Here is a 15,715-nt window from a genome sequence, read left to right as displayed (position 1 = left end):
GTGATTCTCACACAGTGTCGGAGAAGACCTCTTCCCGGGCCTGGTCCAGTGCCGCCACCAGGGCGCCGCGCAACACCGGGTTGCCCGTGACCCTGGTCGCGACCACGGTGGGCCGGCTCGGGCACACGCGGGCCACCGCCTCCTGCACCTTGGCGGCCAGGCGGTCGCCCCCGGCCCGGCCGATCTCACCGCTCAGCACGATCAGCCCGGGGTCGAGCACGACGGTCACCGCCGCCGCGCCCACGGCCAGCCGGGCCGCGACCGCGTCCAGATAGTCCTCGTGGCCGCCGCGCACCAGGTCGGGCACCGTTTTGCCGGCGACGCCGTGCTCCTCGGCCAGGCCACGCAGCGCGTCATGGCCGACCAGGCGCTGGAACGAGCCCGACTGCGGTTGAGAGACGTCGGCGGGCAGCGGCTCGCCCGGGACCGGCAGCCAGCCGATCTCGCCCGCTCCCCCGGTGATGCCGCGGTGCAGCCGGCCGCCCAGCATGACGCCCATGCCCTGGCCGATGCCCGCCCAGAGGACCACGAAGTCGTCGTGGCCGACGGCGGCGCCGTGCCGGTGCTCGGCGAGGGCCACCAGGTTGACGTCGTTCTCGATGGTCACGGGGACGTCGATGGTGTCGCGCAGGCCGGCCAGCACGCCGACGTGCCAGGCCGGCAGGTCGTACGACCAGCGCACGTCGCCGCTGGCCGGATCGACCACGCCGCGGGTGCCGATGACGAACGAGCGCAGCCGCGACAGGCTCACGTCGGCCGCCTCGCAGGCCCGGCGCAGCGCCGCGGGCACCGCCTTGACCAGATCGGCGCCGTCCGAGGGGTTGAGGGTGATCTCGACGACGACCCGGCCTGTGATGTCCGCCACACCGACCCTGAGGATGTCGGGCAGGACTTCGAGCCCGGCGACGTACGCGCTGGACGGGACCACGGCGTAGAGGGCGGCATGCGGCCCCCTGCCGCCCGCCCGCTCCCCCGCGACCTCCACCAGCCCCCGCTCCTCCAGTCGAGACAGGAGCTGACCTGCGGTTACCTTTGACAGGCCGGTCCGCTCGCCAAGCTCGGCGCGGGTGAGAGGGCCGTCCCCGAGAAGCAGTTCGAGTGCCGCACGATCGTTCAGCCGACGCAGCAACCGGGGGATTCCCGGGTCTCGGCTCATGCACGCGCCCCTCTCGTCACGATCGGCTAACAAGCGTTTTTTTTAAGAAAGTTTCTTGTTAGTTTAGCAGCATCGTTCGGCATTGACGATCAGCCTGGTGCGGACCGTAGGCCAGCACCCGGGAAGGGAGAACCCTGTGAGGATCGCGAAGATCACAGCCACTACGGTCACCACGGCCGCGCTGGCCGTGGGCCTGGCCGCCTGTGGGTCCGGTGGAGCCCCCACATCCTCACCCAGCGCGGCGGCCCCCGCCGCCTCCGGCCCCAAATTCGCGGGCAAGACGCTGAGCGTCTGGCGTCTAGGTGACAGCAACCCGGCCGCGGCCAAGTACATGGAAGAGCTCAACGCCGAGTTCAAGACGCAGACCGGCGCTGACGTCAAGCTCGAGTGGATCCCGTGGCCGCAGGTGGCCGACAAGTTCGCCGCCGCCGCGACCGGCACGGGGCCGGACGTGACCGAGATCGGCAACGACCAGGTGCCGATGTGGCAGAGCCAGGACGCGCTGACGCCGATCACGGACATCGCCCGCGAGGGCGACCGGTCGCAGATCCCTCAGAACCTCTATGGCTACGAGACCGTGGACAACGAGATCTACGCCGTGCCGTGGGGCGCCGGCGCCCGCGCGGTGCTCTACCGCAAGGACTGGTTCGAGGAGCTCAAGATCGAGGTCCCGAAGACCTGGGACGAGCTCGTCGCCGCCGCGAAGAAGATCCAGAAGGAGAAGGGCGAGGGGGTGGACGGCTTCGCCTTCAACGGCGGCTCGGACGCCAACCACCTGCTGGCCGCCTTCGCCTGGTCGGAGGGCGGCGACTACGCCGTCAAGGAAGGCGACAAGTGGGTCGGCAAGCTCACCGAGCCCGGCTTCACCAAGGGCTTCGAGACCTACACCGGGCTGGTCACCAGCGGCCTGTCCGGCAAGGCGAACCTGACGCAGAACACGGTCGACATCCGCACGCGCTTCGCCAATGACAAGGTGGCCATGTACCTCACCGCGGCCTGGGACCTGCCGGGCATCGAGGAGGACTCCAAGGGCAAGCTGAAGGGCGACAAGCTCGGCTTCTTCCCGCTGCCCGCCAAGACCGGCGGCGTGGCGCCGTCCTTCTTCGGCGGCAACGACATCGCGCTGTGGGGCGGCACCAAGGAGGCCGACCTCGGCAAGGAGTACATCAAGCTGGCCACCAGCAAGACCTGGGCCGACCGCTACGCCAAGGAGGGCGGCCTGCTCCCGGTCTACCCCGACACGCTCTCCGCGCTCAACGAGGACCCGGCCCAGGGCCCGTTCGCCCAGGCGTTCGCCCAGGCCAGGGCCTTCCCCGCGGACCCCAACTGGGCCGAGGCCGACGCGACCAAGGCCGTGCTGCAGAACGCGGCGCGGGCCGTCATCGAGGGCAAGAAGGACACCGCCGCCGCCCTCGCTGACGCCAACAAGGAGCTCGAAGAGATCCTGAACCAGTAACGATGGCGGACACGACTACGGTCGCCCGGGGCGGGGGCTCCTCCCCCGCCCCGGGGCACCGGCGCAAACAGAACGCCGGGCGGGCGCGGGCCAGCGGGCTACCGGTCTGGAGCATCCCGTACGTCCTGCTCATCCCCGGCCTGCTGGTCATCGCGGCGCTGCTGCTGTACCCGATGTTCCAGCTGGGCGTCATGGCCTTCCAGCGGGTGGGCCTGGCGCAGATCAGAGGAACCAGGCCGGCCGAATGGGTGGGCCTGGACAACTTCGAGAGGATCCTCGGCAACGACATCTTCTGGTCGGCGCTGCGCAACACCGTGGTGTTCGCCTTCGTCGCCGTCAGCCTCACCCTGGTCGTGGGGACCGCGGTCGGCGTGCTGCTGCACCGGCTAGGCAAGAAGATGTCGCTCTTCGTGGTCATCGGCTGCATGTTCGCCTGGGCCGTACCGCCCGTGGCGCAGGGCGTCATCTGGCGCTCTCTCTTCGACGCCGAGGCCGGCATCATCAACTGGGCTCTGAACCTGCTGCCCGACTGGCTGGCCGCCCCGCCGGACGGCCAGGCGAGCTGGACCGGCACGCCCTGGCTCAACGACACCATCTCCCTCTACGTCGCGCTGATCGTGTGCGTGGTCTGGGCGGGCTTCCCGTTCATCGCGGTCTCCGTGCTGGCCGGGCTCAAGGGCATCCCCGCAGAGTTGTACGAGGCCGCCAGGGTGGACGGCTCCGGGCCGTGGCGCACGTTCAGGAAGATCACCTTGCCGCTGCTCAAGCCGGTGTTCGCGGTCCTGACGATCCTGTCGATCATCTGGGACTTCAAGGTGTTCAGCCAGCTCTACGTGCTGATGAACGGGCCGACCAACCGTGACGGCTTCAACCTGTCCATGTACGCCGTGGCCGAGGCGTTCCGCCCCCCGCAGAAGCTGGGCACCGGCGCGGCGATCTCGGTGGTGCTGACGATCATCCTGCTCGTCATCACCGTCGTGTACGTCAGGCAGATCGTGAAGCAGGAGGAGATGTGACCCCGCTCGCACGCAAGAGGCTCGGCAAGATCCTCCTGAACACGGCCGGCGTCCTGGTCTTCCTGTACGCCGTCTTCCCCGTCTACTGGATGGTCTCGACCGGCTTCAAGGCGAACGACCAGATCTTCACCACGGAGTTCATCCCCTTCCCGACGCACTTCACCTTCGAGCACTTCGCCAAGGTGCTGACCGAGGGCGTCGCGAACAACTCCATCTGGCTCTACATGCGCAACAGCGCGATCGTGGCGCTCGGCACCGTGCTCGTCGGCTCGGCCTTCGCCCTGCTGTCGGCCACCGCCATCGCCCGCTTCAGGTTCAAGGGCCGCGGCGCCTTCCTCGTCACCCTGCTGATCGTGCAGATGCTGCCCTCGGAGGGCCTGCTCATCCCGCTCTACATGATGGTCAAGCGGGTCGGGCTCGGCGACCAGCTCATCGGTCTGATCATCACCCAGGTCGCGCTGACGTTGCCGTTCGGCGTCTGGATGTTGCGGACGTTCGTCGCCGCGGTGCCCAAGACGCTGGAGGAGGCGGCCTGGATCGATGGCGCGAGCCGCATGACCACCTTCTGGAAGGTGCTCTTCCCGCTGGTCGCGCCCGGCCTGGTGGCCACGAGCATCTTCTCGTTCATCACCGCCTGGAACGACCTGGTGTTCGCGCTCTACCTCATGTCGGGCTCGGAGGGGTACACGATGCCCGTCGCCCTGCAGTACTTCTTCGGTCAGAAGGGCGTCGACTGGGGCGCCATCATGGCCGGCTCCACCCTGATGACGATTCCGGTCGTTATCTTCTTCCTGCTCGTCCAGCGCCGCATGGTCTCCGGCCTGGTCGCCGGAGCCGTGAAGGGCTGACAACCACACGGTCTCGCGACGGCACGTGGGTGCCGTGCCTGACCATGCACAGAATTGATGGGGAGTCATGAGTCAGAGTGATCGGGGGCTGCGCCGTCTTGCGGCCGGCACGCTGCTCGTCGCCTTCCAGGGCACCACGGCGCCCGAGTGGGTGCTGCGGGAGCTGGAGGACGGCCTGGGGGGCGTCACACTCTTCGGTTTCAACGTCGCCGACCGCGACCAGGTGCGGGAGCTGACCACCGCACTGCGGGGAGCCGGTGAGGCCGTCATCTCGCTCGACGAGGAGGGCGGTGACGTGACGCGGCTGGCGTACCACGTCGGCAGCCCGTACCCGGGGAACGCGGCGCTGGGCGCGGTGGACGACGTCGAGCTGACCCGCCGGGTCTATCGCGCCATCGCCTCCGAGCTGGCCGCGTGCGGCGTCAACCTGGACATGGCGCCGAGCGCCGACATCAATACCGAGGCCGACAATCCGGTCATCGGTACCCGGTCGTTCGGGACCGATCCTGAGCTGGTCGCCCGGCACACCGTGGCGGCCGTACTGGGCCTGCAGGCGGCGAACGTGGCCGCCTGCGTCAAGCACTTCCCCGGCCACGGCGCCACCCGGGTGGACTCCCACCTGGCCATCCCCGTCGTGGACGTCGGCATGGACGTGCTGCGGGCGCGGGAGCTGGCGCCGTTCCGCGCGGCGATCGAGGCCGGGGCCAAGTCGGTGATGACCGCGCACGTCGCGGTGCCGGTGCTGACGGGCGACGCGCCCGCCACGCTGTCACCCGCCGCGCTGACCGGGCTCCTCAGGGGCGAGCTCGGTTACGACGGCGTGGTCGTCACCGACGCCATGGACATGCACGCGATCACCAAGAGCGTGGGCCTGTCCGGCGGCGCCGTGCTGACCCTCGCGGCCGGGGCCGACCTGCTCTGCCTGGGCCCGATGCCGGACCACGACGACGTGCGGCACATCATCGCGGAGATCATCACCGCGGTGCGCGAGGGCCGGCTGCCGGCGGCGCGGCTGGAGGAGTCCGCGGCGCGGGTGGCGGCGCTGCGGGACTGGTTCGGCGCGCCTCAGGAGGTCGCCGCCGAGCAGAACGGGGTCGGCCTGCACGCCGCGCGCCGCGCCGTGCGGCTGACCGGCGCGCCGGGGCCGCTGGTCGCACCGCTGGTGATCGAGGTGGACACCCCGCCGACGATCGCCGTGGGCGACGTGCCGTGGGGAGTGGGCCCGTGGCTGCCGGACGCGGAGATCGTCCGGATGCGGCCCGCCGACGCCGACGTCCTGGGCCTGCTGGCCAAGGCCGCGAACCGGTCGCTGGTCGTCGTGGTCAAGGACGCGCACCGCCATCCGGCGAGCCAGGACCTGGTCTCCGCGCTGCTGGCGGCGCGCCCCGACACGACCGTGATCGAGATGGGGCTGCCCGTCTGGCGGCCCGCCAGCGCCGCCTACATCGCCACGTACGGGGCCGCCAGGGCCAACGCCCAGGCCGCCGTGGAGCTGCTCACGGCCTGAGCCGGCTCCGCAAAGCAGCTCCTCAAGGCGCGAGCAGCTCCTCGCGCGCCTGGTCCAACGCGGCCAGTACGGCGCCGCGCAGCACCGGGTTCCCGTCGGTCACCGTCGTGGTGACCACCTGGGGCCGCACCGGGCAGATCCGGGCGACGGCCTCCTCCACGCGGGAGGTGAGCGCGGCGCCGCCGGCGTGCCCGACCTCCCCCGCCAGCACCACCAGGCCGGGGTCGAGGATCACGCACACCGCGGCCACCCCCAGGGCGAGCCGGTGGGCGATCTCGGCCAGCAGTGGCTCGCCCGCGGCGCCCGCGGCCATCGCGACCTTGACGCACTCGCCGGCGCTGCCGGCCGCGAAGCCGTACGTCTGGGCCAGCTCGGCCACCGCCTCGGCGCTGACCAGCGACTGCAGGCCACCCGCCAGCGAGGGCAGCCGCCCCGGCATCGTACGGATGTCCTCGGGCAACGGCACTCCGGGCACCGGCAGGTAGCCGATCTCGCCCGCGCTGCCCGAACGCCCCCGGTGCAGCTTGCCCCCGAGCATGACGGCCATGCCCAGACCGCGGCTGGACCACAGCAGCACGAAGTCGTCGATCCCGCGGGCGGCCCCGTCGGCGCGCTCGGCGATGGCGGCGAGGTTGACGTCGTTCTCGATCGTCACCTCGCGCCGCAGGTCGCCTGCCAGGGCCTCGTGGATGCCCTCGTGCCAGCCGGGCAGGTCGAAGGAGAAGCGCACGTCCCCACTGCGCGGATCCACCACGCCCGGGGTGCCGATGACGACGCCGCGCAGCTTGGCGAGGCTGACCTTGGCGCTGCGGCACGCCTTGACGATCGCGCCGTGCACCACGGAGACCGGGTCGTCATGACCGCCGGGATCGACGGTGACCTCGGCGATCGTGCGGCCGTGGATGTCGGCCACGGCGGTGGAGATCAGCTCGGGGCCGACCTCCAGCCCGGCCACGTACGCGCTGGAGGGGATCACCGAGTAGAGGGCCGCGTTGGGGCCGCGCCCACCGGCCTGCGTGCCCACCACCTCGACCAGGCCGCGCTCCTCCAGCCTGGCCAGCGTCTGCGAGGCCGTGACCTTGGACAGGCCGGTCAGATCGCCGATCTGACCGCGAGTCATGGGACCGGTTGCCAGCAGTAGCTCCAGCGCGGCCCGGTCGTTGATCTCCCTGAGCAATCTGGGCACACCAGGGCGTCGCTCCACGCTGAATCCCGCCGTCACATCGAACCGCTTATCGGAAAGGTTGTTGGAAGTTTAGCGCTCTGGACCTTACGTCCCGCGGCAGGTGAACGAGGATTCCTGGTGGTCACCCCGGCCGAAGCCCCGCCGTCCCGCCGGCCGAACCACGTCGCACCGGAATGCCACCAGCTGTCCCTTCTGACGACCTTGCGGCTAACCAGTGTTGACCAGGAGGGATAATCGAGAACATGCGCCTCTCCGCTCGCGTCGACTACGCCCTCCGAGCCGCCGCCGAACTCGCCGCCGCCGGTGCCGGCCCGACCACGGTGGGTGAGCTTGCCAAGGAACAGGACATGCCTCCCAAATACCTGGAGAACATCCTGCTCCAGATGCGCCGCGCCGGGCTGGTGCGCGGGCAGCGCGGGCCCGAGGGCGGCTACGTGCTGGCCAGGGCCGCCACCGACATCTCGCTGGCCGACGTGATCAGGGCCGTGGACGGGCCGCTGGCCAACGTGCGCGGCGAACGCCCCGAGCACGTCGGCTACCGGGGGCCCGCCGAGTCGTTGCAGCAGGTGTGGATCGCGTTGCGGGCGACCGAGCGCTCCATCCTGGAGGAGGTCACGCTCGACCAGGTGGCCACGGGGGCACTGCCCGAGCGCATCCGCGAGCTCGCCGCCGACCCCGCGGCCTGGGACTGATAGCTCCGCCCGACCGGCCGGGTCAGCGCCGGGTGAACCAGAGCGAGATCTCGTCGATCTCGGCCCTGGGGCCGGTGGCCAGGGTGCGCACGGCCTTGCCGTCCAGGCCCATGAGGACCACGTCGGTGTCGCGGCCGTCGGGGACGGTGGCCAGGAAGTGGCCCTCGTCGAGCCAGCCCCGGAAGTCGCCGCCGGCCGGCAGCCGGGCCATACCCTTCCTGGTGCCGCTCTGCCCGTCCCAGAAGCAAACGTTTCTCGTGTCGTCCGGACATTTCGTAGAAAAGACTGTTCCGAGCTCTGTGCGTTCCACCCCACCCGGCGCCAACTGCCCCACGCCCCGGAACGTACGCAGCGGCCGGCCGTCCAGATCCACCACCCGCACCGCACCGCCGGCCGCCCCGTGCACCAGGCTCGCCCCGTCGGCCCCCCAGGCGTATCTGGCCGACTCCGCCCCCGCCACCTTGACCGTCCTGGCGGTCCCGGCGGCCGGGTCCACCACCGTGAAGCCCACGGCGCGTTCCTGCCCGCCGACGTCCATGGCGGTGGCCACCAGCCGCCGCCCGTCGGGCGACCAGACCGGCTCCCACAGGGTGACGGGCTTGTCCACGGTGCGTACCTCGCGGTCCCGGCCGGTGGCGGGCTCGCGGATCCTGACGGTCTCGAAGCCCGTCCGCTGGAACCGGGTGGCCGACAGGGAGGCCACGTAGCCGCCGCCGGGCGAGACGATGGGCTCCTCCAGGTTGCCGAAGAACGCGAACCGGCCGGTCGCGTCCCGGACGTAGGAGGGGAACGTGCCGCTCTTGCGGTGGTCGTGATAGGAGGAGACCCAGACCGGGTCGGCGGGGTTCTCGTGGAGCGTGATCCGGGTGTCGGGGAGCCGCGTCTCCGACGTCGAGGTGAGCGGCAGCGGACCCGGCCGCGGGGCCGGCGGCGGGGCCGGCGGCGGCGTGGGCGCGGCCACCGGCGCGGGCGGCGCGGGAGAGGGCCGCAGCAGCAGCACGGCGGCCGTGACGGCCACGGCGAGACCCGCCGTCCCGGCCACCAGCGGCCACCTCCGCCGGGCCACGGCCGCCCCGGGCTCTTTCGCGGGAGGAGCGGCGGACTGCTGTCCCTCGGCCAGCAGCCGATGCTCGCCGGTGCCTCGCAGCGCCCCCTCCGGCACGCGGTGTCCCAGCAGCGTCAGCAGCGCCCGCGGCGCGGTGGGCCGCTCCCGCGGGTCCTTGGCCAGGCAGCGCACGGCCAGCTCGCGCAGCTCGCCGTCGAGCTCGCCGAGCACCGGCTCGGCGGTCATGATCCGGTTGATCAGCGCGGGCACGTCTCCCGTCCCGAACGGCGGGCTCCCGTTCGCCGCTGCCACCATGGTCGCGGCCCAGGCGAACATGTCGGCCCGCGGCCCCGCCTGCTGCCCGCCGAACTGCTCAGGAGCCATATACGGCGGCGTCCCCACCAGGTGGTCCCCGCCCGGCTCGGCCTCCTCCAGCGCCCGCGAGATGCCGAAGTCGATCACCCGCGGCCCGTCCCTGCTGAGCAGCACGTTGCCCGGCTTGAAGTCCCGGTGCACGACCCCCGCCTGGTGGATCGCGGCCAGCGCGGTCAGCGTCCCGATCGCCAGCCGGCGCAGCTCCGCCCCGCGCAGCGCCCCCCGCTCCGCGATCACCTGCGCCAGGGACGGCCCGTCCACGAACTCGCTCACCACGTACGGAGTCCCGCCGGCCTCCCCGCTGGCCAGCACCTGAGCCGTGCAGAACGCCTTGACCCGCCGCGCGTACTCGATCTCCTGCCGGAAGCGCACCCGCGCGTCCGGGTCGTCCAGCCCCGCGCCCAGCATCTTGATCGCGACCCGCCTGCCGTCGGCGGCCTCGCCGAGGTAGACCACCCCCTGCCCGCCCTCGCCCAGCCGCCCCAGGATCCGGTGGCCCTCGACCCGGACGGGGTCGGTCGCGATCAGCGGTTTCATGAGCCGGGCACGCGGGCGAACTGCAGGAGGGTGGCTTTCGTCGTCGCGAGGTCGGCCAGCACCCGCTGGGTGGCACCGGAGAGGTCGATGACCTTGATGACCTGGGTGCCCTTCTTCTTGCCCGGATCCTGCATCATCAGATGCTGGTCGTTGAACCATCCGAGGAAGTGGCCACCGGGGTCCCCGAGAGGCACCGTCGCCCGCCGGGCGCCGGTCCGGAGGTCCCAGACGCAGAACTCCTTGCCGCTCGGGCAGAGGGTGGCGAACCGCTTGCCGTCCGGGGCGAACCAGTCGCTGCCGCGCGGCAGGCCCACCCAGTGCATCGTCTTGGTGACCTGTCCGGACATGTCGTAGAACTCGATCCCGCCCCGCTTGCCGTCCCAGTATCCCCGGCTGATCGTGCCGTCCGGGGCGAAGACGTAGTTCAGTGAGGCGTCGTCGAGGTATTCGGTCTCGACGTACACGGCCTTCCTGGTGGTGACGTCGACGACCACGAAGCCCACCAGCCGCCGCTGCTCGCTGTCGTCGTAGACCGACAGGAGCAGCTTGCCGCCGTCCCTGGACCAGACGGGGATCATCGTCTGCAGGGGCCGCCTGACCGTGCTGACGACGAATGACTCGCCGGTGGACAACCTGGTGAACTTGATCTGGTCCACCTCGGAGCTCTGGAACTTGATCATGGGGTTGAGCGCCACCCAGTCGCCGCCGGGCGCGACGGCGGGCTGCTCGGTCGTGCTCACGGCCTTGAACGCGCCGCTCCGGTCCCTGGCGTAGGACGTGTATGTGCCCGAGGACTCCAGGTAGGACGCCACGCGTACCGGATCGTTGGGGTGCTCGTGCAGGGTGACGCCGATGGCAGGCAGCTCGACGTCCGCAGTCGCCTTCTTCTCCACCTTCGCCAGCGGCGCCGCCGTGTGCTCCGAGGTGATCGTGGGGGTGGCGGGCGGGGTCGTGGTCACGGCGGCCGCGACCCTGGCGGGTGTGCGGGTGCCGGTCACCGCGTACACGCCCGCGCCGGACACGAGCGCCCCCACGACGAACGCCGCCACCAGCGCGAGCAGGCTCGTACGGCGCCGCTGCGACGGGGCGGTCTCCGCCTGGCGCGGCACCTGGCCGGTCAGCAGCGAGGTCTGCCCCACCAGCCACAGCAGCACCTCGCTGGCCGTGGGCCGGGCGGCCGGGTCCTTGGCCAGGCAGGCCGCGATCAGCCCGTGCAGCTCGCCCAGCTCCGGCAGCTCCGGCTCGCCGTCCTTGATGCGGGCGACCGTCGCGGCCGGCGATCCGCCGTCGAAGGGCGAGGACCCGCCCGCCGCGAACACCATGGTCGCCGCCCACGCGAACAGGTCCGCGGGCGGCTCGGGCTCGGCGCCGCGCAGCCGTTCTGGCGCGGTGTAGGCCGGGACGGCGACCTTGCGGGTGGACACCGTGGTCTCGGCCAGCGCCCGCTCCAGCCCGGCGTCGACCACCCTGGGGCCGTCGGGACCGAGCAGTACGTTGCCGGGCCGGATGTCGCCGTGGACCAGCCCCGCCTGGTGGATGGCGACCAGCGCGGTGATCGTGCCCACGGCCAGCCGGTAGAGGGTCACCGCGTCCGGCGTCCCGCCGGTCTCCTCCAGCGTGGGGCCGTCGACGTATTCGCTGACGACGTAGGCCTGCCCGTCGAACACGCCGGTCGTCAGGACCTGCGCGGTGCTGACGGCCGAGACACCCCGCAGCGGCTCGATCGCGTGCAGGAACGGCTCGGGCTGGACGTCCGGCGGCAGCACCCGGACGACCACGTCCTCCCCGGAGGGCGAGCGGGCGGCGTAGAGGCCGGAGCCGAGGCGCCCGGTCAGCCGGTAACCGGCGATCTCGGTGGGCTCGTCCCCGCGTAAAGCACTGATCTCGGGCATCCCCGCTCAGCCTCCAGGCCAGGTTCGCTCATCGATCATCATTATGGGCGACGACGCGGCATTCGCGGCACCTTCTTAGACTGGAAGGATGCCCGAAGGAGACGCCGTCTACCGTACGGCGGCCCGGCTGCGCGGTGCGCTGGACGGTCGCGTGCTCACCCGCTCGGACTTCCGCGTCCCCCGGCATGCCACGGCCGACCTCAGCGGACGGGCCGTCATCACCACGCTCTCGCGCGGCAAGCACCTGCTCACCCGTGTCGAGGGTGAGCTGACCGTGCACACCCACCTGCGGATGGAGGGGAGCTGGCAGGTCATGCCCGCGGGCCGGCGCACCGCCCCGGGCGACCGGGTCAGGCTGGTCCTGGCGAACGCGCAGTGGCAGGCGGTGGGGGTGAGGCTGGGCATGGTCGATCTCGTCAGGACAGCGGACGAGGCGCGCCTGGTCGGCCACCTGGGACCGGACCTGCTCGGCCCGGACTGGGACCCGGAAGAGGCCGTGCGGAGGTTGCGAGCTGTGCCCGACAGGACCATCGGGGAAGCGCTGCTCGATCAGCGCAACCTGGCGGGGATAGGCACGATCTATCGCACCGAGACCCTGTTCCTGCGCGGGATCTGGCCGTGGAGGAAGGTCGGGGAGATCGAGGATCTCAACGGGCTCGTGTCATTGGCCCAGCGGCTCCTGGAGGCCAACAAAGGTCATGCGGGCACGGTGACCACAGGTGATCGCCGCCCGGCGAACCAGACCTGGGTCTATGGCAGGGCGGGGAGGCCCTGTCGCCGTTGCGGCACCCGCATCAGCCGCGGGGAGATGGGGGCACAACCACAGGAACGGCTGATCCTGTGGTGTGATGGCTGCCAACCGCCTTAGGCAGCCACCATGTCCTTGACTTCGGGGAACACGGAATCGGAGATCGATCCGGGCACCGTCTCCGAAAGGGGGAGACGCTCGTGCTCCGGCACGTCGGCGAGCACGGGGGCAGCCTGAAGCTCCGCCAGCGCGAACTGGTCGGACACCTCACGCAACACCTGCGAAAGCGGCACTCCGAGCGCGCCACAGATGGACGCGAGCAACTCGGACGAGGCCTCCTTCTGGCCACGCTCCACCTCCGACAGGTAACCAAGGGAAACCCGCGCGAGGGTGGACACCTCACGTAGCGTGCGTCCCTGCCGCACCCGCAACCGCCTCAGCACGTCACCGAGCAGCTGACGCAGCAGAATCATCTGTCGCTCCCTCCCCGGCGCGGATTTCACCACGCCTCGCGCGATCGGATCGTGCCGCACATTGGTCTTCTTAGCTTCGTACATACTCCTCGCCGTCATCATGGGGCGCCGCCGCTTCGAAACCACCGCTGGTGTCTCGTCGCGTGACTCATCAGGCCCGCCTGCCGGGCGATCGGTGCTTGCAGTTGGCTCACGGACCTCACTCACAGCTCCACCGTACCCGTATCGACCGACACCGCGTCAGACCGTGCAACGCATGTTCGCTCGGGACGTAACACGGTAATCACCCGGAATGTTCCCCTATGTTCGCCTTCAGCACACCTGACAGTAGATCGACTGCCTCGTCCACCGTCTCTACCCTGATACGTTCGCGCGACCCTCGAAGGCTCAATTCCCGGGCCCAAACCCGTCCTTCCGGCCCGCACACGGCGGCGTAGACGAGGCCGACCGGCTTGCCGTCCTGCGGCTCAGGGCCGGCCACCCCCGTCACCGCCAGGCCGTAGGTCGCCCCGCACAACCGCGCCACCCCGGCGGCCATGGCCGCGGCCACCTCGGGGTGCACGGCCCCCTCGCGCCGCAGCAGCTCCCCCGGCACGCCCAGCAGTTCCCGCTTGAGATCGGTGGCGTAGGAGATCACCCCGCCCCGGAACGCCTTGGACGACCCGGAGACCGCCGTGATCGCCGCCCCGATCATCCCCCCGGTCAGCGACTCGGCCACGGCCACCGTCGCCGACCGGTCCACCAGCATCGCCAGCACCTCGGCCACGTCCACCATCGATCACTCCCCCCGCGCCTGCCTGGCGACGCCGCGGAGCTTGACCGCCCGGATGACATAGTCGACACCGGTGCCCACAGTGATCAGCACCGCCGCCCCCATCACCACCCACCGGACGGGACCGGGCACCCAGGGCAGCAGATAGAGCACGATCGCGGCGATCTGCAGCACGGTCTTGACCTTGCCGCCGTAGCTGGCCGGGATGACCGCGTGCCGCAGCAGCACGAACCTGAGGGCCGTGATGCCCAGCTCCCTGCCGAGGATCACGACCGTGACCCACCACGGCAGCTCGCCCAGGATCGACAGGCACACCAGCGCCGCGCCGGTGAGCGCCTTGTCCGCGATCGGGTCGGCGATCTTGCCGAAGTCGGTGATGAGGCCGTAGCGCCTGGCCAGCTCGCCGTCGAGGTGATCGGTGATCGAGGCCACGGCGAACACCGCCAGCGCGGCCACCCGCCACCCCGGGCCCGGCAGGAACAGGCAGACGACGAAGAAGGGGACGAGCGCCAACCGGAGGACCGTGAGCACGTTGGCGATGTTCCACGGGCTGACCACCCGGCGCTCGTCCCGCTTCATGGACCGGCCTTGATGCGCGCGATCAGATCGACCCCTTCGGAGTCGACCACCACCGCGCGCACGACCTGCCCCCTGACCAGGCCGATGCCCTGCACCGTGACGGAACCGTCGACCTCGGGACCCTGGTGGGCGGCCCTGCCCTCATAGCCGCCGTCGCCCAGGTCTTCATCGATCAGCACGTCCACCTCGGTGCCTATCCGCTCTTCCGCGCGCTGCGCCGTCAGCTCCTCCGCCAGCTCGGTGAGCACGCGCACGCGCTCGTCCACGACCTCCTGGTCCAGCTTGCCCGGCAGCGCGGCGGCCTCGGTGCCCTCCTCGTCGGAGTAGCCGAACACGCCGACGACGTCGAGCCTGGCCTGCTCCAGGAACCCGACCAGCTCGCCGAACTCCTCCTCGGTCTCGCCGGGGAAGCCCACGATGAAGTTGGAGCGCACGCCCGCCTCCGGCGCCCGCTCACGCACGGTCCGCAGCAGGCCCAGGAAGCGCTCGGGGTCGCCGAAGCGGCGCATCCGGCGCAGCACCGTGCCGCTGGCGTGCTGGAACGACAGGTCGAAGTAGGAGGCCACGCCCTCGGTGCCGGTGATCGTCTCGATCAGCCCGGGGCGCAGCTCGGCCGGCTGCAGGTAGCTGACCCGCACCCTGGAGACGCCCTCGACGGCCGCCAGCCGCGGCAGCAGCTTCTCCAGCGCCCGCAGGTCGCCCAGGTCCTTGCCGTAGGAGGTGGAGTTTTCGCTGACCAGGACGAGCTCGCGCACGCCCCGGTGGGCCAGCCAGTCGGCCTCGGCCAGCAACTCCTCGGGGTCGCGCGAGACGTAGGCGCCGCGGAAGGCCGGGATGGCGCAGAAGGTGCAGCGCCGGTCGCAGCCCGAGGCCAGCTTGAGCGCGGCCACCGGGCTCTCGTCGAGCCGTTTGCGCAGCACCCGGGGCCCGCTGACCGGCGCCACGCCGGGCGGCAGGTCCCCGTGGCCGGGGATGCTCGTCTTGGGTGCGGTGGCACGATCCACCGGCGTGATGGGCAGCAGCGTACGGCGGTCGCGTGGCGTGTGCGGCTTGAGCGGCCGGCCCTCGAGCACGTCGTCGAGGCGGCCGCCGATCTCCGTGTAGTCGTCGAAGGACAGGACGGCGCTCGCCTCGGGCAGCGCGTCGGCCAGCTCGTTGCCATAGCGCTCGGCCATGCAGCCCGCGGCGACCACCTTCGCGCCGGAGTCCGCGGCGGCCAGCAGCGTGTCGATGGAGTCCTTCTTGGCGGACTCGATGAAGCCACACGTGTTGACGACGACGACATCGGGGTCGTCGTCGCCCAGCTGCCAGCCGGCAGCCTCGAGTCGCGCGGCCAGCTCCTCGGAGTCGACCTCGTTGCGTGCGCAGCCCAGAGTGATCAGCGATGCGGTTCGGCGGGATGACATGGTGAACACTACGGTATCGGGAGTTGG

Annotated in this window: 14 protein-coding genes; 6 read left to right on the top strand and 8 right to left on the bottom strand. The window is 71.1% G+C overall.

Translation table 11 applies throughout. The features are described 5' to 3' along the window. Positions 1-7 precede the first annotated feature (7 nt). Entirely contained in the window at positions 8-1,156 is a 1,149-nt protein-coding gene (locus BLS95_RS00155; protein ID WP_090927804.1) for an ROK family transcriptional regulator, read from the bottom strand. 136 nt (positions 1,157-1,292) lie between these two features. Between BLS95_RS00155 and BLS95_RS00150 the strand changes: the two genes are divergently transcribed. The 4 genes from BLS95_RS00150 to BLS95_RS00135 all read left to right on the top strand — a co-directional run bounded on the left by BLS95_RS00150 (position 1,293) and on the right by BLS95_RS00135 (position 5,983). Then, positions 1,293-2,612 carry an extracellular solute-binding protein gene (locus BLS95_RS00150; protein WP_090927802.1) on the top strand — a complete coding sequence of 440 codons (1,320 nt, stop codon included), beginning with the start codon at positions 1,293-1,295 and terminating at the stop codon, positions 2,610-2,612. Between the two features lie 2 nt (positions 2,613-2,614). Then, positions 2,615-3,628: a carbohydrate ABC transporter permease gene (locus tag BLS95_RS00145; protein ID WP_090927800.1), complete on the top strand. Its 1,014-nt coding sequence runs from the start codon at positions 2,615-2,617 to the stop codon at positions 3,626-3,628. Next, a complete protein-coding gene (locus tag BLS95_RS00140; protein ID WP_090927799.1) occupies positions 3,625-4,476 on the top strand; it encodes a carbohydrate ABC transporter permease in 852 nt (283 codons plus the stop codon). Before BLS95_RS00145 ends, BLS95_RS00140 begins: the two co-directional genes overlap by 4 nt. A gap of 67 nt (positions 4,477-4,543) precedes the next feature. Then, positions 4,544-5,983: a glycoside hydrolase family 3 protein gene (locus BLS95_RS00135; protein ID WP_090927797.1), complete on the top strand. Its 1,440-nt coding sequence runs from the start codon at positions 4,544-4,546 to the stop codon at positions 5,981-5,983. A 22-nt stretch (positions 5,984-6,005) separates the two neighbouring features. Here BLS95_RS00135 and BLS95_RS00130 read toward each other — a convergent pair whose 3' ends face one another. Beyond that, positions 6,006-7,187: an ROK family transcriptional regulator gene (locus tag BLS95_RS00130; protein WP_090929005.1), complete on the bottom strand. Its 1,182-nt coding sequence runs from the start codon at positions 7,185-7,187 to the stop codon at positions 6,006-6,008. 224 nt (positions 7,188-7,411) lie between these two features. Here BLS95_RS00130 and BLS95_RS00125 point away from each other — a divergent pair, with 224 nt between their 5' ends. Beyond that, positions 7,412-7,861 carry an RrF2 family transcriptional regulator gene (locus BLS95_RS00125; RefSeq protein WP_090927795.1) on the top strand — a complete coding sequence of 150 codons (450 nt, stop codon included), beginning with the start codon at positions 7,412-7,414 and terminating at the stop codon, positions 7,859-7,861. Between the two features lie 22 nt (positions 7,862-7,883). Here BLS95_RS00125 and BLS95_RS58810 read toward each other — a convergent pair whose 3' ends face one another. Both BLS95_RS58810 and BLS95_RS00115 read right to left on the bottom strand, forming a co-directional pair. After that, on the bottom strand, positions 7,884-9,818 hold the full coding sequence (locus BLS95_RS58810; RefSeq protein ID WP_176992950.1) for a protein kinase domain-containing protein: 1,935 nt from the start codon (positions 9,816-9,818) through the stop codon (positions 7,884-7,886). Further along, a complete protein-coding gene (locus BLS95_RS00115) occupies positions 9,815-11,710 on the bottom strand; it encodes a serine/threonine-protein kinase (protein ID WP_090927792.1) in 1,896 nt (631 codons plus the stop codon). Before BLS95_RS00115 ends, BLS95_RS58810 begins: the two co-directional genes overlap by 4 nt. Positions 11,711-11,798: 88 nt before the next feature. Between BLS95_RS00115 and BLS95_RS00110 the strand changes: the two genes are divergently transcribed. Continuing rightward, positions 11,799-12,578: a DNA-formamidopyrimidine glycosylase family protein gene (locus BLS95_RS00110; protein ID WP_090927790.1), complete on the top strand. Its 780-nt coding sequence runs from the start codon at positions 11,799-11,801 to the stop codon at positions 12,576-12,578. Here BLS95_RS00110 and BLS95_RS00105 read toward each other — a convergent pair. From BLS95_RS00105 to rimO, 4 genes are all read right to left on the bottom strand, one after another. Continuing rightward, entirely contained in the window at positions 12,575-12,931 is a 357-nt protein-coding gene (locus tag BLS95_RS00105; protein ID WP_090929002.1) for a helix-turn-helix domain-containing protein, read from the bottom strand. The two genes, BLS95_RS00110 and BLS95_RS00105, sit on opposite strands and share 4 nt — an antisense overlap. A 283-nt stretch (positions 12,932-13,214) precedes the next feature. Further along, positions 13,215-13,706, bottom strand: coding sequence for a CinA family protein (locus BLS95_RS00100; RefSeq protein ID WP_090927788.1), 492 nt, complete (start codon positions 13,704-13,706; stop codon positions 13,215-13,217). 3 nt (positions 13,707-13,709) lie between these two features. Continuing rightward, a complete protein-coding gene (pgsA, locus tag BLS95_RS00095; RefSeq protein WP_090927787.1) occupies positions 13,710-14,282 on the bottom strand; it encodes a CDP-diacylglycerol--glycerol-3-phosphate 3-phosphatidyltransferase in 573 nt (190 codons plus the stop codon). Next, entirely contained in the window at positions 14,279-15,688 is a 1,410-nt protein-coding gene (gene rimO, locus BLS95_RS00090) for a 30S ribosomal protein S12 methylthiotransferase RimO (protein WP_090928999.1), read from the bottom strand. Before rimO ends, pgsA begins: the two co-directional genes overlap by 4 nt. Positions 15,689-15,715: the final 27 nt, after the last annotated feature.

It is taken from the genome of Nonomuraea jiangxiensis (assembly GCF_900099965.1).
Taxonomy (GTDB): Bacteria; Actinomycetota; Actinomycetes; order Streptosporangiales; family Streptosporangiaceae; genus Nonomuraea; species Nonomuraea jiangxiensis.
This window is presented reverse-complemented; position numbering and strand designations above follow the sequence as displayed.